Origin of the sequence: uncultured Shewanella sp. (genome assembly GCF_947491715.1) — a bacterium.
Lineage (GTDB): Bacteria > Pseudomonadota > Gammaproteobacteria > Enterobacterales > Shewanellaceae > Shewanella.
The window spans coordinates 15,042-35,653 of the sequence record NZ_CANLKR010000010.1; the positions used below are offsets into that span (position 1 = coordinate 15,042).

Consider the following 20,612-nt stretch of genomic DNA (forward strand, 5'->3'; position numbering starts at 1 on the left):
TACTTTATTCATAAATTGGATAAATAGTCATTAGAATGTAGGCCAACAGCCCAATGGCACCAATGCAAATGAAATATAAATATCGGGTGATCAATCCTGCTTGTGCTCGTGTTAAAGAATCATGTCCTAGCTGTAGCAGACCTATAAGAGATAACTCTATTACTCTGAAAAATATTATTTTTTCTATACAAACACGGCATAAATGGCATAGAGCATAATAAGGCGTGACAACCCATTTCATGGATAAAGCATCGACATACCAAGCTTGATTTAAAAAGGTGACATTGCCGAGTCCTTGATGATGCTTAATCTCTTTTGGAGTGAAATAGCAAGCAAGAGCAATACCTAGGATACTTGCACTTATTCCTAAAATATCAATAAAGAGCTCCGCCTTTCCTTGGGGGAGAGTGGGAAGGCCAAGATCGCTTGCTAACCATGGAATGAGCAATTGTGGCCCCCAATTCCAAGGGACTTGAATAAAGCCAATAGTAATGCTTAAGAAAGCCAAAATAGCCAAAGGTAATTGCATGCCTATAGTGAGTGAATAGGCTTGTATTTCACTGCGAGCTTGTCCTGTAAAGACCATTAAGTACATACGCATTGAATAAAGGCCCGTCATCAATGCACCTAACAGAGCAAGTGCGGTTAAGTAAAAGCCAAAGTGTTGAGTGTATGTGGCAGCAATAATGGGATCTTTACTGTAATAACTTGCGGTAATGAAAGGAAGGGCCGCTAAGGTTAATGAACCAATGAGATAGGTATAACGCATGAAAGGCATTTTTTTCCCAAGCCCTCCCATTTTTCGAATATCATGTTCCTCATTAAAGGCTTTAATAATGACACCACTGCTCATGAAAAGGAGTGCTTTAAAGCAGGCGTGAACAATTAAATGAAATAAAGCAAAACCGTACGCGCCAACGCCAACGGCGGCAAACATATAGCCAATTTGACTGATGGTGGAATAAGCCAATATCTTTTTTAAATCGTTTTGTGACAGTGCCGCTGATGCCGCAAAAAAAGCCGTGATACAACCAATAAAGGCAATAACAAGCTGTAAGTCTGGCACGAGTTCAAATAATGGATGGAAACGTATGAGTAAATAGACGCCAGCTGTCACCATAGTGGCAGCATGAATAAGCGCTGAGACAGTACTTGGGCCTGTCATGGCATCGGGTAACCAGACGTGCAGGGGAAATTGCGCTGATTTTGCGATGGCTGCGAGGATCAATAATGCGCCTATGAGCATTAAATTGCTCGATACTATACTCTGATTGCCAACCTGTGAGGTAATGACGGGGAGCTCTATGGAGTGAAATTGGGCAAAGATAACCATAATAGCAATGGCTAAAGCGGTATCACCTATGCGTGTGACAACAAATGCTTTGCGGCCACAATAAGCATAATGAGATTTCTGATAATAAAATGACACTAGCGCGTAGGAACATAATCCCATTACCTCCCATCCAAGATAAAGTAAAATGAGATCGTGAGCCATGACAAAACTTAACATGCCAAATATAAATAAATTAAGATAGAAAAAATAGCGTCTTTCTCCTGCTTCACCTTTCATAAATTGAATTGAAAAGAGGTGAATTAAAAATCCGACACAACTGGCGACGGTCATCATGATCAGGCTAATTTTATCAATCGTTAATGCTAAATGAACTTGCCAACTCCCTATCGACATCCAGGTGAATAAAGATTGCTGAAATAAGGGCTGATTTAAGTTAATTTCATGAGGTTGAGTGAGCAATGTTCCCCACAGACAAATCACAAGTGCGGCCGAAATGAACACCATCAATGCAGCAATGCGAGCACATATTTGTGCCGTAAAGCGGTTTCCTAACAGTATAATAAAACCTGCACCGATAAGAGGGGCGCCTGGTATTAACCAGATCAGATTATTCATATTTAAGCCTTTGACTATTTCTTAAATTAATCATGTAGTTGCTTTAATTCATCGATATTAGTGATTTTTAATGTGCGATAACAGTGCATGACAATGAGTAATGATACGGCTAATTCTGCGCCAGCGACGATCATGATAAAGAGGGTTAACACTTGTCCGAAAGGATCTTGCCAATGCTGGGCCCCGACAATGGCGGCTAATGCAGCGCCGTTAAACATGATTTCAATGCCCATTAAAATAAACAAAAATTCTTTTCTAACCAGTACAATACTTAAACCAACAAAAAATAATAAAAGAGATAAGCTGAGGCAAATGGGAAGATTCATTTATTTTTCCCTCATGTTTGTTTTTGATGGAATGAAAGGTTTGGCGAGATACATGACAGCCACCAAGGCGACCAGTAATAAACTGGATACGACTTCTACCGCAATTTTATATTGTCCAAATAGGGCTAACCCTAATGCTTTAGGGTCTAAAGGGGTAATAGGAACATTCTGCGACGCCATTTGACTGATTAGGATCAAATAGCAGCTCTCTAAGATTAAAATTGCGATAAGAATAATAGGCAAGGTGAGATCAGGACGTTGAATATGAGGTGTGGGACTTTGAGGATTGATCATAATGAAAAAGACATAGAGGATCATGATGGCACCGATATATAAAATAACTTGTAACACAGCAAGTAAAGGAGAGCCGAGTAGATAAAAGTCAATAGCCAGTGCTAATAATGAAATGATGAGGTATACCGCCGCATGCATGGCTTGTTTGACAAAAATGATGGAGATGGAGGCGCCTATTGCAATGCCACTGCTGAGGTAAAAAATAACATTCCAGATTGAGCTTTCCATATTGACATCCATTATGTTGTTGGTATCCCTAAAAGGGCTAAAGTGAATGAGGCCATTATTTCTATTATCTATTTGCAATTAAAGGGTTATTGTTAGGGTAGATTCGTATACACATCAACGGGCTTTTGCTCATCAGGGTTATCACCAATCCCTTTACCTTTAATGGGAACGCCAGCATGACGGTAAAAGCTATAATCAGGATGCTTTCCTGTGCCATCAATGAGTAAGTCTTGTTTGTTATAGGTGAGCTTTTCTCGATTATTGCTGCAAAACTCGTAGTCTTGAGTGAGTTGAATCGCCAAGGTTGGGCAGGCTTCCTCACATAAACCACAGAGAATACAACGACTAAAATTAATATCGAATTTTGCAGGGTATCGACGTTCATTTTCATCTTCGGTGCCTTGTATATCGATGCAATCGACAGGGCAAACTGATGAGCATAAATAGCATGAAACACACCTTTCTTGTCCGTCTGGATCTTTAGTGAGGACAATACGACCTCTGAAGCGTTCACTGCGTTCTTTTCTTTGTTCTGGGTATTGAATGGTGTCTCTTGGACGGAATGCGTGTTTTAAGGTCACCATAAACCCATCAAAGATTTCATGAATGATTTTGTACATGCTTTCTCCTTCTGCCTATATCAAGAAGGTAGCCAAAAGCTACAAATCAACGCCGTGGCAATGACATTGAGTAAGCTTAAAGGCAGTAAGTATTTCCAGCCAAAGTTCATTAATTGATCATAGCGGGTTCGTGGTACACTTGCCCGCATCCACACGAAAAAGAATAATATACAGGCGACTTTTAACAGAAACCACACCGCTCCCAGCCAAGGAAAATCTTCCACAAAAGGGCCTTTCCAGCCCCCTAGAAATAGTACTGTTGTGAGGGCACTGATTAAAATAATGCCTAAATATTCCCCTAAAAAAAACATGGCAAAGGCCATTCCGCCATATTCAGTGTTATAACCCGCTGCTAATTCATTTTCGGCTTCAGGCATGTCAAAAGGCAGGCGGTGAGTTTCTGCTATACCGGCTAAAAAAAACACAACAAAACCCAAGGGTTGCAACAGAATAAAAGGGGTTGTTTGGGCAAGAATAATGTCATCTAAGCTAAAGGAACCCGCGATAATGACCACTCCCAGTAAAGACATTCCCATAGCAAGTTCATAGCTGACTAACTGGGCAATAGTGCGTATTGAACCGAGTTGCGAATATTGACTGTGTGATGCCCAGCCACCTAGAAATACACCGTAAATGTGTAGAGAGCTTAAGGCGAGTATGAGTAATAAACCAATGTTCAATCCTGAAGCCCAGGATATGCCTGGTGCTAGAGGGATCACGGTAAAACTGACTAAAACAGCAAATACCACTAAACGGGGGGCTAACATGTATAGCCATTTGTCGGCAAAATGGGGAGTAAAAAACTCCTTTGTGAGTAATTTCAAGGCATCGGCAATAGGTTGTAATAGCCCAAAAGGCCCGACACGGTTAGGTCCGTAACGGTCTTGAAATAAGGCCAGACCGCGCCGTTCTAAAAATACCATGTACCCCGCGGCGAGTACCAAAGCAATACAAGTGATAAACATGCCTATAATAGCGATAATCCAATAAACCCAGAGATCCATATTCATATTATTAGCCTTCCTCAGCAATAATACTGAGGTTGTCGATAGGAATAATCGCGTTAACTAAGTGACCGACATGATGTAATGTGGCTCGAGTTAGAGCAAGGCAGTCGAGCGCCACCTCATTATTGAATATGATTGGAAAGGCATGATCCATATTGGAATGGTCGCTTGAGTTGTCTTGACTATCACTTGGGTTGCCCAGTTTAAGTTTGCTTTTAGTATTCAAGTTGAGACGATGTGCAGTGTCTGGATGTAAGTAAATGATATTGTCTTTCCAAGGCTTGATAGAGGCAATTTCGGTGGCGTAACTGGCTTTGTTACTGCCGCCGTGCCAAGTTAATCGAACGACTTGAAGACAGTCTTTATTGGTATCGATTGAGACTTGATTTGCCTCGGCGCGACCTTCAAAAAGTATGTGTAAATTGAGGCATTGCTCACCATCAAATTGAAGACGCTCAAATCCCGTTATATCGGTGAGCTTATCAGACTGTTGTGTGTGGAAATCTTGAGGAGAGATACCAGTGAGTGCGGTGGCCAAATCCAGTGCTGTGAGCACACCTTCTCTTTGATAAGCGGAATCAAACCCTTGAATTCTGCCTTCATAATTAATGCTTATCCCTGAACGCTCCGACCAAGTGGCGTGGGGAAGGATAACATCGGCAGTTTTTACTGTTGGAGAGTTTACATTATCAAAGACAATGAGTTGCTTGATATGTTTTCTGGCGGGCAGCCAATCTGCTGCACCAAAACCAAAAGGATCTGCGCCGCAGACTAATAAGGTTTCAATTTGTTCCTGTTTGACGGCATCGAGTAATTTAGCTGTGGGATGTTGTGCACTTATCATGGCTGAGCCCGTGGCATTGGCGCCGTTAAGCGCGAATCCAAGCTGTATAGTGAGTTGTTTATTCTCAAAGGCTTGACATAAATCATGCAGGGCATGCATTGAGGCAATATCCATCTCTACTGCAACGCCTAAAACAACAATACGTTTACCGGTTTCTAAATTGGCAAATAAATTTGGACCCATTTCCTCAGCTTCATGAGAAGCATCAAAACCATTGATGATCTCTGTCCAGTTTTTTGGGGCAGCTTGATGGACTTGATCTGGGTGTTGTTTACGCACAATGTCGGCTAATAACGTAGGAGATGCATGTAGCATATGCACTGCTTTACCGGCTTTGATTAATTGCCTAACGGCTAAGTCCATCATTGGAGCCGTTTCCGTTAAGGCGCCGACAATAATCGCACCATCAGCGGTTTCGATATCCATTAATGATGGGCTGTTTCGACTAAGAGCTAAGGCTGCGGCGGTACGATCTTCAGTTTGAGGCATGACAAAAGGGCTAAAGAGTCCATTGAAATGTTCAGCAATATTCGCTAAAGCATAATGGCAGCTCAGATCTTCATCTGGACTGCTTAAAATGCCGACTTTTCCCGCCGATTTAGTTAACATGTCGCCGATATGATCCAGTGCTTTTTGATGACTAACAACAGCACCATTGATTTGAGGTTCTAGGGGTCTGTCTTTCGCTTCGCTGTAATGCTCTCCATAACGACCTCGATCACAGATGAAGTGGGCATTCACTTTTGTGTTTGGAAAGGGGTGAACTCGGCGTAAACTATTGTCTCGCCCTCCAGGCTCTGTATGGCAACCTACAGAGCAGTGGCTACATATTGATTCTGTTTTTTCTAATTGCCAAGTGCGGCTGAATTTACGTCTAAAGACTTTATCGGTAAAGGTTCCTGTGGGGCAAACATCGATGAGATTACCCGAAAATGGGCTATCGAAGTGACCTGCTTCTGATCGTCTAAAGGTGGTTCTATTTCCTGAGGCATAAACGCCGAAGTCATCGCCGAGTGCATAGTTTTGATAGAATCGACTACAGCGGTAGCATGTAATGCAGCGGTTAGCGGTATTATAAATGAGCGGCCCCATGGCTTGATCCATGTAAGTGCGTTTTGCTCCCTTAAAGCGTCGATAAGTATGATGGGAAAGAATGGTCATGTCTTGGAGCTGGCATTCACCCGCTTCATCGCAAACTGGGCAGTCGTGGGGATGGCGTGTCATGTAATATTCAACGACACCTTGTCTGACATGATCGCCCATGCCCTTATTTAAACGATAGCGCTGGCCATCTTGTGCGGCTTGTAAGCAAGTTACCACTAACCTTGAGTTTTCGCCTTCTTTTGTTGGTTCTAACTCCATAGTACACATGCGGCAGGCACCCGCCGATCCTAGTGCTTCGTGATAGCAAAAGTAGGGAGCGTTGATACCTGCTTTGAGCGCCGCTTGTAAGACATTTTGCCCCGGCTCGAAGTCAACTTCTTGATCATCAATAAAAATCTTACCCATTAGCAATCAACCTTATCATCGAGAGTGTCAATTGATGGAATATGCGCTGGGTGAGTACAGCCATGATTATCGATATGCTGGTGGAATAACGCTTCGAATTTATCTAGACCAGATTTTATCGGCATCAGTGCGCCAGGCGCGAAAGCGCAGAATGTATTGGGGTAAATAATGTCACATAACTCGCGTAATGTGTCGATGTCTGTCACGTCAGCTTCACCCTTTTCAAATTTTTCTAGTTGGTATTTAACAAAAGGTAGACCATCGCGACAAGGCGTGCAAAAGCCACATGACTCTCTTGTGAAAAATTGCATCAGATTTATCATAAAATCGATAGGGCACAAGCTATCATCCATGACAATGATCCCACCTGTACCGAGTCGAGCGCCGACAGAGGGTGGGCCATCCCAGTGCATCGGGACGTCTAGATCCTCAGGTAACATGAATTGAGTCGATGCCCCACCGGGCAGAAAGCCGACTAATTTTCTTCCTTCTAATAAGCCACCTGCGTGATCATAAATGATTTCTCTTGCTGTGGTACCCAGCGGCAGTTCAAAAAAACCAGGGTTGTTAACGGGGCCTGAGACTTGGAAGATGTGGCTTCCATAAGCACCATTGGTACCTTGATTGTGAAACCACTCGATTCCATTTTGTAAAATAAAGGGAACATGACAAATGGTTTCCATATTATTAACGATAGTCGGGCTGCCCCATAAGCCTTTTGCAATGGGAAAAGGCGGTTTTGCTCTTGGGTTAGCACGATATCCTTCAAGGGCATTAAGTAGGGCAGTTTCTTCACCACAGATATAACGCCCTGCACTTAAATGGACATCGATTTCAAGATTCCAGCCCGAATTAAGAATATTATAACCTAGCAATCCCGCGGCTTTTGCTTCATTGACTGCCGTTTCTAAGCCTTGAGCACCTTTACGGTATTCACCGCGAATGAACACAAAGGCTTTGTCTGCTTCTAGGATATAACTGGAAGCGATGACTCCTTCTATAATAGTATGGGGATCACGATACAGGACTTGTCTGTCTTTAAAGGAGCCGGGCTCTGCTTCATCTAGGTTGATGACCAAGTAAACAGGATGTGGCGCATCAGGGGCTTTGAAACTCCATTTAAGCCCCGTGGAGAAGCCTGCACCGCCACAGCCTCTCAGTCCTGACTCTTTTAAGGTAGCTAATAATGTTTTTCTCGGTTGCCCGATGATGTTTTCAAGGGATTGATATCCACCTGCTTGTCGGTATTGTTCAATATTAAGCGGTTTTGGATGATGAAAGTTTCGACTGAGAATTTTATCCATTAGTTATCATCTCCCAGTCTTGATGTGGTAATAATGCTTGAGCCGCTGCCTTTATTATTAGCATCATGTGGCCGTTGGCTAAGTTTTGTTAAGTACTCTGTAGTTGAAAGCACCGTTAAATTTTCGACTTCATCCATTTCATTGAGTAAAGCGGCGGGGGCTTTATCACATAACCCTAGACAAATACTGGGTAAAATGGTGACTGAACCGTCTTTACTGACTTCTCCCATGGGGACACCAGTGTGTTTAACTGCGGTATTGATAATCGTTTTGCTGCCCATAACATGGCACGTGATACTGTCACAGATCCTAAGGACATGTCGGCCAACAGGTCGACGTCTTAATAAGGTATAAAAAGAGATAAGCTCTTCTTGCTGGGTTTTTGAGAGGCCAGTGAGTTGTGTCACAATGTCGATGCCTTGATCATTAATATAGCCTACTTTATCTTGTACAGCATAAAGGCAATATATTGCCCCCGCTCTAGGCTCTGGGTAATGACTGACATGTTGTTTTAAATGGGTTAATTCATCGGGTGTGAACATAGCAGCATCCTTTTTTATTTTTCATTCATCTGTCCAAGTCTGATAAAACGTAGTCAATGGAGCTGATATAAGCGACTAAATTTCCCACTTGTTCGCCTTCACATACCGCTTTTACTGATTGAAAATGGGGGATCGAAGGGGTTCTGACTCGCAGGCGATAAGGGCTCGATTGGCCTTCGCTGAAAAGGTGATAACCTGTCATGCCTTTTGATGTTTCTGTGGCAAAGAAGGTTTCACCTTTTGGCATGTTAAATCCGCGTCCTGTATCAACGAAGTGGTGAATTAAGGTTTCAATATCTTGCAGTGTATTTTGCTTTCGAGGAAAGGCGTAATCATTGCATTCCATATCTTGGACGGGTCCTACAGGCATGCGGGTTAATCTGTCTATTGCCTGCTTGATGATTTTTAAGGTTTCGGTTATTTCTTGTAACCGGATATCAATACGTGAAAAACAATCATTATGTTGTGCAGTTGGAATGTCAAAATCATAGCTGTCGTAATTGCAATAGGGACGGGTACGACGCAGATCCCACGCTAACCCTGATGCACGTAAGTTTGGACCCGTAAAGCCCCAATCAATAGCTTGTGCTTGGCTGATAATACCTATGTCTCGTGTGCGATTTTGAAAAATATGGTTTTTGATTGTGAGCTTTTCTAATTCGGGTAAGCATTGTGCCATGCTGTTACAGGCTTTGTGCGCTAATACTTGCCAACCTTCGGGCATGTCTTGGCTGACGCCACCGATGCGAAAAAAAGCAGGATGCATGCGAGCACCAGTGACGAGTTCGATGAAATCGAAAATTTCCTCTCGCACTTTAAAACAATAAAAGGCAGGACTAATTGCGCCTAAATCATGACCAAAACTGCCCACCCATACAAGATGACTGGATAGACGGAAAAACTCTGTCAGAAGTACTCTGATGACAGTCGCGCGCTCGGGAACATGACTGTCAATGAGCTGTTCGATGGCTAAAAGGTAGGGGAGCTCTCCTGCAACACCCCCTAAATAGTCCACACGGTCGGTATAGGGAATGTAATTATGATAAGTATGACGTTCTGCTAATTTTTCAACGCCTCTATGGTGATAACCGATTTCGGGTGTGATTTCGAGTAAGGTTTCACCGCGAAGCTTTGTCATGAGGCGAATGATACCATGGGTGCCTGGATGGTTGGGGCCAATATTAAGCAACATGGTATCTTCTTCATCGGCTTGGCGATGATCTGGAATTTGATAGCTTTCCATTATATTGGCGTAATCTTCACTGTCGAGATCAAAGGGCGGAGGCATTTTTGTTGCGTGAAAAGGATAATCTTTGCGTAGTGGATGACCTTGCCAATATTCGGGCATTAACAATCGAGTGAGGTTGGGGTGATCTGAGAAGGTGAGGCCAAACATGTCCCAAACTTCTCGTTCATACCAATTTGCTGAAGGCCAAATAGTCGTAATACTGGGGATTTTATGAGTGTCATCTTTTATATAAACACGAATACAGATATCGCGGTTAGCGGTAAGAGAAATGAGGTGATAAAAAATACAAAATCCATGGTCTGAGCGTTGTGACTCATCGATAGCTGACATATCAAATAACATTTCATATTTAACTGGGGACTGTGTTTTTAAGTAATTGAGTACCGGAATAAGATCGCTAATAGCAACCTTAAAACTGGGTAAGTTAGTGGAAATATTTGAGAGCAACTCAACATTAAAGTTTTCCAGTAGACTCAGTTCTAAGGAGTGCTGTTGCTTTTTATTTGTGTTTGTTTTCATCTGTTCTTTTATCTCAATCATTAGGGAAATGATTTTTTAAAGAGGTGCTAGTGAATACTCATGATGCTAACGACACTCATTCGACAATAATACCTAAGGGTTTTCTATCCCGAGTAAAAATACTGTTTGGATTATTTTGTACATGTTCTTGTAATAGATTTAGTCCTTGCAATAATGCTTCAGGATGAGGAGGGCAACCTGGCACATAAATGTCTACTGGCAAAAAGGTGTCTAACCCTTGAACCACACTGTAGATGTCATACATACCACCTGAATTGGAACATGATCCCATGGATATGACCCATTTAGGTTCTAACATTTGTTCATGTAATCGTTTGATTAAGGGAGCCACTTTGCAAAAAATGGTTCCAGAGGTGATTAATACATCACTTTGTCTTGGTGAGCCTCTAATGACCTCGGCGCCAAAGCGAGACATGTCATAGCGGGAGGTCATTGCTGACATCATTTCAACAAAACAACAAGAAGTACCAAAGTTATAGGGCCATAAAGAGGACTTTCTACTCCAAGATACTATGTTGTCCAGTTCGGCGAGTATGGTGCCCATGGTACCTGTTTTGGTGGACTTATCTTTAGAAGGCTCAAGATCTTGTCGAATAGGAATATTTTTACTCATATTGTTAATGCCTTTTTGGCTAAAAGGTAAAATAAACCCAGTAAGAGAATAACCATAAAGCTGACGGCTGAAACCATTCCCGCTATGCCTAACTCCCAATAATTCACCGCCCAAGGCCAAAGAATGGCTGTTTCTAATTCAAAAATAAGAAAAGCACTGGCAATCAAAAAATAGTTGATTGAAAGGGATTTTTTGGGGCTGGTAGTGGGATTGAGTCCACATTCGAATGGGACTTCATGCTCACGTGGTAAGGGCTTACCTGCGATAAGGCGATTGAGTGACAACAATAAGATGGCAATCACCATTGCAACAATGGCGAAAACCAATAGCAAGACTTCTGGTGTCGGATGAGTCATGGTTAAATTAATATCAGGAACATTCTCATCTTTAAACTGTAGAACATAGAGTGTTAAAGCGCACCTTAGAGGGAGCATTTTTATTCGTAATACAACGATTTTATAGGTATGAATATGTTTCTATATTTGTTCAATTGTTATTTGCTGGGGTTGAATGTGGTAAGGTTTGTTTTAAATTGATTGTGGTTCATCATGTTAAAATAGCAGTTAATGAAACATTCGTTGATTGTTTAATGTAAACAGATGTGATTTATCATTAGGAATAGCAATAAAATGGATGAGAGAAAATGAAAAAAATATGGGTAACAGCAATACTGGCAAGTTGTTTTTCAGTACAAGCCGATGAAGGAATGTGGCAGCCTTATCAATTACCAGCCATGGCAAATGAGCTGCAAGCGAAAGGCTTAGAAATTAGTGCGGAGAATATTTCAACATTAACAGACTACCCCATGAATGCGGTTATTAGCCTAGGAGGATGTACAGCCTCTTTTGTGTCACCTAAAGGCTTAGTTGTCACCAATCATCATTGCGCTTATGGATCGATTCAGTATAACTCCACCCCCGAGAAAAATTTGCTTAAAGAGGGTTTTTTAGCGAAAAATTATCAGCAAGAACTCCCTGCCACACCGGGATCGCGTGTTTATGTGACAGAGTCGGTGCTTGATGTGACTGATAAGATTAAACATGGCATCATGGAATTAAAAGGTAATGCTTTTTACCAAGCAGTAGAACAAAGAGAAAAACAATTAATTTCTGCTTGTGAATCCGATCAAAGCTATCGTTGTCAAGTGTATAGTTTTCATGGTGGGTTAGAGTATTACCTCGTTAAGCAGCTTGCAATTCGAGATGTTCGACTCGTTTATAATCCAGCTGCCAGCGTAGGAAAATATGGGGGAGATATTGATAATTGGATGTGGCCGCGTCATACCGGTGATTTTTCTTTTTATCGTGCTTATGTCTCTAAAGACGGCAAACCCGCTGATTTTAGTGCCGATAATGTTCCCTATGAGCCTAAGAGTTTCTTGAAAGTGTCTGCAAAAGGCGTGAGTAAGAATGATTTTGTGATGGTGGCAGGCTATCCAGGGAGAACGAATCGCTATCGTACTGCTAATGAAGTGAAAAATACTTTTGAGTGGTCTTACCCTGAAGCGAAAATGTTGAGAGAGCGATTTATTGAGTTGATTAAACAAACGGCACCTGCGGGAACAGATGAACGTATTAAGTATGAAAGTTTAATTGCAGGTCTAGCCAATTATGCCAAGAATTATACTTCAATGATTGAGTTTTATGGTAAATCAAGGATGTTGGCTGATAGAGAAGATGCTGAAAAAGAGCTTTCAACTTGGATCCAGAAAGATGAAAAGAACAATGCCCACTTTTCGGATAGTTTAACGAAATTAGATGCGTTAATTGTGGCGTCTCAAGAAAATCAAGCACGTAAGATGCTGGTTGGCTACATGGATTATACTACCATGGTGCCTACAGCTCGACAGTTGTATCGTTTAGCGAATGAGAAGCAGTTAAATGATATTGATAGAGAGCCGGGTTATCAGTCTCGAGACATGCCTGAATTTAAATCACAGCTTGAGCGTATTGATCGCCGTTATGCGGCCAGTGTTGACAAAGCGTTGTTATTTGATTTACTTCAGCGTTATGCCCAATTACCTAAGAGTGAACATATTACAGCATTAGATACGTTTTTTGGGATCACAGATTCATTTGACGCGAAGCAAGTCCGTCAAAAGCTGAATGCTATGTATGCAAAAACCGAATTAGGTGATGAAGCGACGCGTTTAGCTTGGATGAATAAATCGGTTGCTGAATTTAAAGCCTCTAAGGAACCTTTCATTCAATTTGCGGTGGCTATGTATGAAAGTGATATGGAACAAGAGGCTAAAGAGAAGCAGCTGACAGGTGAGTTGATGAAAGTGCGTCCTCAATACATGGCGGCGTTGATTGCTTATCACCGTGCTCAAGGGAAACCAATTTATGCTGATGCCAATTCAAGTTTACGTGTCAGTGTTGGCCATGTAAAAGGCTATTCACCTGAAGATGGGCTCTATGCTGAACCTTTCACTCGATTAGAAGGTATAGTGCAAAAAGATACAGGTATTGCTCCTTTTGATGCTCCCGCAAAAGAGTTGTCTTTAATTAAAGAAAAAAAATACGGCGATTTTTATGTTGAAGCGGTTAATTCTGTACCCGTTAATTTCTTATCAACATTAGATACTACAGGAGGTAATTCAGGCTCTCCGACATTAAATGGTAAGGCAGAACTTGTTGGATTACTATTTGATGGTGTATATGAGAGTATTATTGGAGATTGGAATTATAATCCACAAAATAATCGTTCTATTCAAGTAGATAGTCGTTATATGTTGTGGGTCATGAAATATTTAGATAATGCCGAGAACCTATTAGATGAAATGGAAATAGTTCATTAGTCTTTTTGAAATAAAAAGTGGCTGTTAATCAGCCACTTTTATTGATAAATGGCTGATAACAGTTCAGTGATTTCTGTTTGGGTTAATTCCCTTTTTTCTCCTTCAGGCAAAGGGCCTAAGGTTAAGCCTTCCATCGCGATTCTTTTTAAATCTATAACTCGATAACCGAGTGTCTGGCACATACGGCGTATTTGTCGATTAAGTCCTTGGGTTAACACAATTTTAAAGTGATCCTCATTGAGCCTATTGATGGTGCAAGGCTGTGTGGTGATGCTTTTATATTGAACGCCTTTAGCCATGGCGTTAAGAAAAGTATCATCAAATGTTTTATTCAATCTCACTTGATAGGTTTTTTTGTGCTTAAAACTGGGATGTAAAAGTTGATGAGTTAATGTGCCATCATTGGTAAGTAGCAATAAGCCTCTCGAGTCTTTATCGAGTCTTCCTACGGGATAAAGGCGGGGAGATTGAGGAAGAAGGTGTAATAAACTGCTTGGATCATCTTGTAGTAATCGAGAGTCTGTACCTACTGCTTTATGAAGCAGCCAGTAGCTTTTTGCTTCAATGCAGGGAATGAGCCGATTATCAAATAATATAATGTCGTCAATGGGTGCTAATGGTTCATTCTCATTCAATGTGACGGTATCAACATGATTTGCGAGCTTAGCATTCAATGTAATACGGCCGTCACGTATGTGCCGAGTGGCTGCTCGCCTTGAGCATAACCCTGTCATTGCCAGATATTTGGCTAATCTGATTTTACTTATTTGATTCTTCATGGGGAGATACAACTCGAGTACTCGATTGAATGATGTGCTTAATATTTAGGCCTAAAGAAAAGCACCACGCCAGTAAGATGACAGGCCTTAACCATACCATAAATAGGATCCAACATGCTTGTTCATTAGAATGTTGACATGATGGAAAGCTTAGTGCTTGCCAATTGAGCTTTAATAATAAAATTAACGCAATAATAAAGCCGATTGTACTGAAAAAAAGTGTTGGGTAAGTACATAAACTGGGGTGACTAGGCCGTGCTATGACGGTCAAAAAATACAGTATTAAGGAACTGAGTAAGTAACTGAATGTTGCTAAATGATGCAAGTGTAAATAGTTAACGGGAAACATTCCCATAAAAAAAAGTGATACGCCAAGCCAAGCACCTGCTAAGGCCATTAAAAGAGTTAGTTGGCTTAAGCCAATATTATAAAGTGCTACCATGGCAATGAGAATAAAAAAGCCCGCTAGCATAAGGGCTATATTATAAATAAAAGCATAAGGAGAGTGGGAGTAATTACCTAATAGATCGGAGCGATAAAAGAACACTGATGCACCATTAGATTGGTATTGCGCCCATAATGCGATACTTATCCCAGATAAGATGCAGATAGCACCAATGCTAATCATGAACATGAGAAAACGATGCAAATCATAGTTTAATAATTGAAGTGAGTTGTTTTTTTTCATTCGAGAGAGATATTCCGACAATAACGATAAAGGAGAGTACACTTGATGCACTCCCCTTATTAACTGACTTAATAATGTAAACTGTGGCGCTGGCTATACTCTTTTACGAAAAATGACAATCATCACGGCAACAATAGCTAAGATCATACAATACCAAGCATGTGTGACAACTTCTAACGGCGATAAGGCAAAAATTGATGCGGCCAGTAACGCTTGAGCGCCATAAGGAATAATGCCTTGCACGATACAAGAAAAAATATCTAAAATGCTTGCAGAACGTTTTGGGTTAACACCGTGTTTATTGGCTAAGTCTTTTGCGATATCGCCTGTTACCACAATTGATACAGTATTGTTGGCAACACAAATATTTGTGGCAGTGACGATACTGGCAATACCTAATTCAGATGCACGGCGAGATTGACCGTCTTTTGATGTTGAAAAGCGTGCAATGAGTGATTCAATTTTTAAGCTGATGAATGTCAATCCACCTTGTTGTTGCATTAGTGCTGCTAGCCCGCCTACAAGCATGGATAGAATAAAGATTTCTTGCATATTGCCAAAACCAGTATAAATATCTTGGCCAAATTGAATAATAGAGTAATTCATTGTGGCCAGTCCAGCGACGCCTGCTAATACGATCCCAACCGTTAATACCAAGAATACATTCAATCCAATGATCGCGAGAAAGAGGATGGTAAGGTAGGGAATGACTTTTATGAAATCAATTTCTTGAGGTGCGACTTGTGCTTGGCCTTGGCCGGCAATGATAAATAGTGTCAAGGTAATTAATGATGCTGGAATGGCGAAAATAAGATTTTCTTTAAACTTATCTCGCATTTCACAGCCTTGAGTGCGAGTAGCGGCAATTGTGGTGTCAGAAATAATGGATAAATTATCTCCAAATAGTGCACCTGAAATGACAGCTCCCGCCATTAAGGGTAAGTCTATATGAGCTTCATTTGCCACGCCGAGTGCAATAGGTGCGACAGCAGCAATGGTACCCATAGAGGTGCCCATTGCTGTTGCAATAAATGCAGCAATAACAAAAAAGCCGGGTAAAAGTAAACTGGAAGGAACCAGTGATAAGCCTAATGCAACGGTTGCATCGACACCACCTGTTGCTTTCGCAACAGCTGCAAAAGCACCTGCCAATAAGTATATAATACACATGGCAATAATATTGGAATGTCCTATCCCCGCTAAAAATGTATTGATGGCCTGATTGAGTTGCTGCTTAGAAATAATAATGGCAAAAATGATCGCGGGTAGAATGGCAACAACGCTGGGTAATTGATAAAAAGCAAAGTCCACGCCTTGGCTTTGATAATAAGCCCCTGCACCAATAAATAAGCCGAGAAATAAAAATAATGGCAATAAAGCAGTAAAGGATGGATTTGGCTTGGTATTAGGGTTAGGGGTTGAAGTGGTCAATGGTCAGTACTCTTCTGTGTGATGCATTTACTACTGGGCTGTGATGGACGAATATCACCGCCGCTCGCAGACTCATGATGCTAAATGGCTGTCTTGTTTTGTTCAGGATATTCAATTGTGTGACTTATGTCAATTTAGACGTCTAGATGGTTTTACTGCTAAATATATTTTTTAAGAAAATTGAGTTTAATTGTATGATAATTGGACGTTAAATGCAGCTTGGTATGTAATAGATCCCTGTATTCATAATCTAAAGGCCGAGAGAGCGAGAGTATTTCGGTTCGTGTGTTACTGGAGGTTTGATTTGATTCATTGAAAGTGTGCCTTTGACACACTTTCGATGACTTTTGTTTCATCTAAAAGTAATTCTAATTGATATGCTTGTTGATTAATTAAACATTAATTGAATTTGCCCTGAAGCATCGACATTAATAGCACTACTACCGCTTTTTATGGCTGGTGCTGAAGAGGCCATTTCTGTTTTCATCATCGGACGTGGGTAAGCTAAATACTGGCTACCAGTGTTGATATTGACAGAGACTATTTGGTAATTACTCGCACCCATATTTTTTTGAATGAGCTCGGCTTGTTGCTTGAATTGATTAAGAGCTTCAATAGAGAGCTGGTTTTGTGTGTTTTTCCTAACGGATGGGCTGACTTTAAATTCAATAGCAGTGATGTTGAGTTCTGTCTGTAACTTTCCGATGACTTTCGTTAACAGTGGGAAGTCTGTGCTTTCTAATTCGAGTTGTTGAGATGTTTTCCAAGCAATAACTTGTAGGTCTTTATAAACAGGGCGTGTTTGGTAATGTGTGGTTTTATATTTTATCTGCTTGGTATTTTTTTGTAGCATATTCAATGCTGTGGTCATTTTTTTATTGACTTCGTTGTTGGCGGTTTCAGCTTGTCGAGATTGATTGGATGCTTGTAGAGTGACTTGCATGATATCGTTATTGATTTCAGCTGTCGCGGTTGTGGAGATATGATAAAGGTTGTAATTTAAAGGCTCTGAGAATGCATAGGGCGTGAATAGAATAAATAAAACGGATAATAATCGAATAGGGTGCTTCATTACTAATGACCTTATAAATTGAGTGTTATCGATTAGACTATGGTTAATATTAGCAGTTCGATGAAGTGATGAAAAAACTTCTATTTGTTTATCCTCTTTTAATGGTGAAGGATGATATTTAGGGAAATACCACCCTTGCCACTTTACTCTACAGATCAGAAATTAAAACGATCAAATGTCGTTTCAATAATTTCATCGGCAATGATATTGTGTGTTTTCGTTGTTGGATGTGTGACTCCCCAGAAAAGGTAACTATCAGAGCCATAAGTTGAGCAGTCGCTGCGTAATGCATGTGTTTGTAAGTAATCAACAGATGAGCTTCTATTGATATCTAAGCATGAATCAGAGGTGTTACGTAATCCATAATTTTCAGGTGACTCAATAATATTATCAAATAATGTACTGGTATCGTAGAGTACAAAATTAAGGCCTTGGGCTTGATAAATGGTGATTTCAGTTTCAATAAAGGCATTAAATGCGATGATTTTTTTACGAACCTCATCAGTTGTTCCATCAGTATTGTATTTGAACTGAGGTGCTAAGGTCGCATCTGGTAGGTTGAGAACAACCATGTTTTCAATGCCATTTTCAGCGAGTTTTTTGAGTGCATCAGAGAAATCATTACTGACTTCATCCACGGTGCGATCATCATTAACAAAGTCATTTAAACCAAATTCGAAAGTGACTAATGTATCTTTTGGATCATAATGTTTTGACAGTTGCATATATTCTAAATAAGAGTCTATTTGACCATCTATGCCAGTTAATACGACATATTTGTCTTCACCTTCAGCGCCACCGATAGCCCAAGTGTAGACTGGGATATCTTTGTGTTCTGCAAGGTATTCTGTCCAAACAAAGCCATTTGAAAAATGCCCTAAAAACCATGACTTATCATTTGGAAACAGCCATTGAGAGCCATTATAAATATTACCTGTATCTGAAATACTGTCACCAAAGCTGACGATTTTATTAATGACACTTAAGTCGTCGTTATTGCTGCTTTCATCATTGCTCCAAATGGTATGGTTGTAGGAAAAACGCGTGTCAGCGGCAAAGAAAGTGATGTCAGCGGCTTCAAAATCAGTGTCTAAGGTTTTTTCACATCGCTCTTCTATGGCATTATTGGTGGCCTGGGTGTAAAACATGTTTTTCCATGAGGTATTAGAATACCAGTAACCATTTAATTTATAATAACTTCCATCATCATTGAGCGCCCACTCCCAATCTGTTGCAGATTGATCATGATTGTCATGGGGACGATACCAGCACCTTACATAAGTATAGGTTTCATTGTTTTGTAATTTTTCTATTTTATTTGTGGATAATTCAGTGTAGTCAGCAGAAGCACAGATAGGCAAAAGTATTGCTGCAAATAAAGACAGTTTTTTCATTTTCCATTCCACTTATTGTTATTCAGAGTTTTATTATTGTTGTTTCAACGTTTGTCACGTTGTCATATGCGCCCTTATTGTTAGAGCGTCTACTCTATTAGTTGATCATCACTGTTAAATTAGCAATATCTTAATAACAATATTTACTTTGTTTTACTTAGTTGTTGTTTTGTTGATGTTTTGTTGCCTATTTTGTTTTGGTTTGGTTTTTGATTTTTAAGCATTAATTGTAATTGAAAATGATCGTGGTATTGTCATTATTCAGATTGATTATCATCCTTAGATGTTTCAGAGATGTAGTTAGTGTTTAATCCTGCTAAATTAAATATGTCGTTTAAAGAGGCTTTTCCATCTCTGTATAGTTCATCTAATAATTCTGGTAGAGATAGTTCTCCCCATCGAATGCTCTTATCAAGTAAAAATGAGACTGGGCTATGTGGCTCATTGATTCTAAAATAATGTGCAATAATGCGAATTTGATTGAATGCTTGTTCGCGGTTATGAATATTGCTTATATTGCTGTTTTGGGTTTCAATTAATGAGTTGCTTTTATCTGAATATTCAGACTCATCGTTATTTTCTGGTTGAGGCGTTTTTTCGATTGGCTGGATATCGGCAAGGAACTCTAAAGCGGTTTTAGCTTCAACCAGTTCTTCAATAACGGATGAGAAAGCAGGAAGGGTAATCGAGTGGTCGTTAGTTTTTTCGCCAATGAAGGTTTTGAGCTCTATGATGGCGTCAATGCTTAATTGTAAGTTATTGATTTTTATTTCTGTTAGATTAAGCTTGTTTTTATTTTTGGTTAAAGTTGATAAAACTTTCGATTTTATTGTATCTCTTTGATTCGAAGTGTTATTTTTTATATAATGTGTTAACGTTACATCGTCAAATAAGGGCGTCAATCGCAAAGGAAGAAAAAGCATTCCGTTACCTTTAGATTCTCCAAAAAGCTGAGATAATGCTTTAATTCTGATGTTTATCGTTTCTAATATAGCTTCATCTTCTTCTAAGTCTTTGGTTGTATCGGAAATAAAAAGGGGGTAAATTGACTCCCAGTAATTCACTATATTATCTTTTAAAAATTGGATAGATAGACTAAAACTTGTGAGGGACTTATCTATAATGAGCTGTGAACTGACTAACCAGCTCATAAGTTCGATGTCTTTGGTGTTTTGCAGAGCGTGGAAACATAATGCAGACAAATTTTCCCAGTTTGAAATATTATCTTCTATTAACTGGCTATTATTTAATTCATCAGGGGTGTCAATTATTTTTTTCATGCTAGTTCTTGCTTGATTGAACGAATTTCTTAAACTTCTATATTTAGTTCTATCTAGCCTAATGAATTCCCCACAAGGTTTTTGTTCCGATATCGGGTTAGATATTTCCTTTATTTCATCTTCAGTTATGTACATATATATACTCATTAATCAGTTTAATAAATTAAAAACATGTTAATTCTG

At 40.1% G+C, this 20,612-nt stretch carries 18 protein-coding genes; 1 reads left to right on the forward strand and 17 read right to left on the reverse strand.

The window, feature by feature from the left end; translation table 11 throughout:
• Positions 1–4: 4 nt before the first annotated feature.
• The 11 genes from nuoL to Q0779_RS09200 all read right to left on the reverse strand — a co-directional run bounded on the left by nuoL (position 5) and on the right by Q0779_RS09200 (position 11,419).
• Positions 5–1,909: an NADH-quinone oxidoreductase subunit L gene (gene nuoL, locus Q0779_RS09150; RefSeq protein WP_298771849.1), complete on the reverse strand. Its 1,905-nt coding sequence runs from the start codon at positions 1,907–1,909 to the stop codon at positions 5–7.
• A 26-nt stretch (positions 1,910–1,935) separates the two neighbouring features.
• Positions 1,936–2,235, reverse strand: a complete 300-nt coding sequence (nuoK, locus tag Q0779_RS09155; protein WP_298771851.1) for an NADH-quinone oxidoreductase subunit NuoK — start codon at positions 2,233–2,235, stop codon at positions 1,936–1,938.
• On the reverse strand, positions 2,236–2,757 hold the full coding sequence (locus Q0779_RS09160) for an NADH-quinone oxidoreductase subunit J (protein WP_298771853.1): 522 nt from the start codon (positions 2,755–2,757) through the stop codon (positions 2,236–2,238).
• A gap of 92 nt (positions 2,758–2,849) precedes the next feature.
• Positions 2,850–3,377, reverse strand: coding sequence for an NADH-quinone oxidoreductase subunit NuoI (nuoI, locus tag Q0779_RS09165; protein ID WP_298771855.1), 528 nt, complete (start codon positions 3,375–3,377; stop codon positions 2,850–2,852).
• Between the two features lie 20 nt (positions 3,378–3,397).
• On the reverse strand, positions 3,398–4,387 hold the full coding sequence (gene nuoH / locus Q0779_RS09170) for an NADH-quinone oxidoreductase subunit NuoH (RefSeq protein ID WP_298771857.1): 990 nt from the start codon (positions 4,385–4,387) through the stop codon (positions 3,398–3,400).
• A 4-nt stretch (positions 4,388–4,391) separates the two neighbouring features.
• Positions 4,392–6,737, reverse strand: a complete 2,346-nt coding sequence (locus Q0779_RS09175) for a molybdopterin-dependent oxidoreductase (RefSeq protein ID WP_298771859.1) — start codon at positions 6,735–6,737, stop codon at positions 4,392–4,394.
• On the reverse strand, positions 6,737–8,041 hold the full coding sequence (gene nuoF, locus Q0779_RS09180) for an NADH-quinone oxidoreductase subunit NuoF (protein ID WP_298771861.1): 1,305 nt from the start codon (positions 8,039–8,041) through the stop codon (positions 6,737–6,739). Before nuoF ends, Q0779_RS09175 begins: the two co-directional genes overlap by 1 nt.
• Positions 8,041–8,583, reverse strand: a complete 543-nt coding sequence (locus tag Q0779_RS09185; protein ID WP_298771863.1) for an NAD(P)H-dependent oxidoreductase subunit E — start codon at positions 8,581–8,583, stop codon at positions 8,041–8,043. Before Q0779_RS09185 ends, nuoF begins: the two co-directional genes overlap by 1 nt.
• Positions 8,584–8,608: 25 nt before the next feature.
• Positions 8,609–10,351, reverse strand: a complete 1,743-nt coding sequence (nuoD, locus tag Q0779_RS09190; RefSeq protein WP_298771865.1) for an NADH dehydrogenase (quinone) subunit D — start codon at positions 10,349–10,351, stop codon at positions 8,609–8,611.
• A 76-nt stretch (positions 10,352–10,427) separates the two neighbouring features.
• Positions 10,428–10,985 (reverse strand): NADH-quinone oxidoreductase subunit B, encoded by a 558-nt coding sequence (locus tag Q0779_RS09195; protein WP_298771868.1) that lies wholly within the window; start codon positions 10,983–10,985, stop codon positions 10,428–10,430.
• The gene (locus Q0779_RS09200) at positions 10,982–11,419 is read right to left on the reverse strand and encodes an NADH-quinone oxidoreductase subunit A (RefSeq protein ID WP_298771870.1); all 438 of its coding nucleotides are present in this window, start codon (positions 11,417–11,419) and stop codon (positions 10,982–10,984) included. The genes Q0779_RS09195 and Q0779_RS09200 overlap by 4 nt, the downstream gene beginning before the upstream one ends.
• Before the next feature lie 209 nt (positions 11,420–11,628).
• Between Q0779_RS09200 and Q0779_RS09205 the strand changes: the two genes are divergently transcribed.
• Positions 11,629–13,785 carry a S46 family peptidase gene (locus tag Q0779_RS09205; RefSeq protein ID WP_298771872.1) on the forward strand — a complete coding sequence of 719 codons (2,157 nt, stop codon included), beginning with the start codon at positions 11,629–11,631 and terminating at the stop codon, positions 13,783–13,785.
• A 38-nt stretch (positions 13,786–13,823) separates the two neighbouring features.
• Here Q0779_RS09205 and Q0779_RS09210 read toward each other — a convergent pair whose 3' ends face one another.
• The 6 genes from Q0779_RS09210 to Q0779_RS09235 all read right to left on the reverse strand — a co-directional run bounded on the left by Q0779_RS09210 (position 13,824) and on the right by Q0779_RS09235 (position 20,564).
• Entirely contained in the window at positions 13,824–14,564 is a 741-nt protein-coding gene (locus Q0779_RS09210; RefSeq protein WP_298771874.1) for a pseudouridine synthase, read from the reverse strand.
• Positions 14,545–15,252, reverse strand: coding sequence for a hypothetical protein (locus Q0779_RS09215; RefSeq protein ID WP_298771876.1), 708 nt, complete (start codon positions 15,250–15,252; stop codon positions 14,545–14,547). The genes Q0779_RS09210 and Q0779_RS09215 overlap by 20 nt, the downstream gene beginning before the upstream one ends.
• Before the next feature lie 93 nt (positions 15,253–15,345).
• Complete coding sequence (locus Q0779_RS09220) at positions 15,346–16,683, reverse strand: Na+/H+ antiporter NhaC family protein (protein WP_298771877.1); 1,338 nt, start codon at positions 16,681–16,683, stop codon at positions 15,346–15,348.
• Between the two features lie 388 nt (positions 16,684–17,071).
• The gene (locus Q0779_RS09225) at positions 17,072–17,755 is read right to left on the reverse strand and encodes an SIMPL domain-containing protein (protein ID WP_298771879.1); all 684 of its coding nucleotides are present in this window, start codon (positions 17,753–17,755) and stop codon (positions 17,072–17,074) included.
• 155 nt (positions 17,756–17,910) lie between these two features.
• Positions 17,911–19,149, reverse strand: coding sequence for an SGNH/GDSL hydrolase family protein (locus Q0779_RS09230; RefSeq protein ID WP_298771881.1), 1,239 nt, complete (start codon positions 19,147–19,149; stop codon positions 17,911–17,913).
• Positions 19,150–19,406: 257 nt separating this feature from the next.
• Positions 19,407–20,564: a type VI secretion system ImpA family N-terminal domain-containing protein gene (locus Q0779_RS09235; protein WP_298771883.1), complete on the reverse strand. Its 1,158-nt coding sequence runs from the start codon at positions 20,562–20,564 to the stop codon at positions 19,407–19,409.
• Positions 20,565–20,612 lie beyond the last annotated feature (48 nt).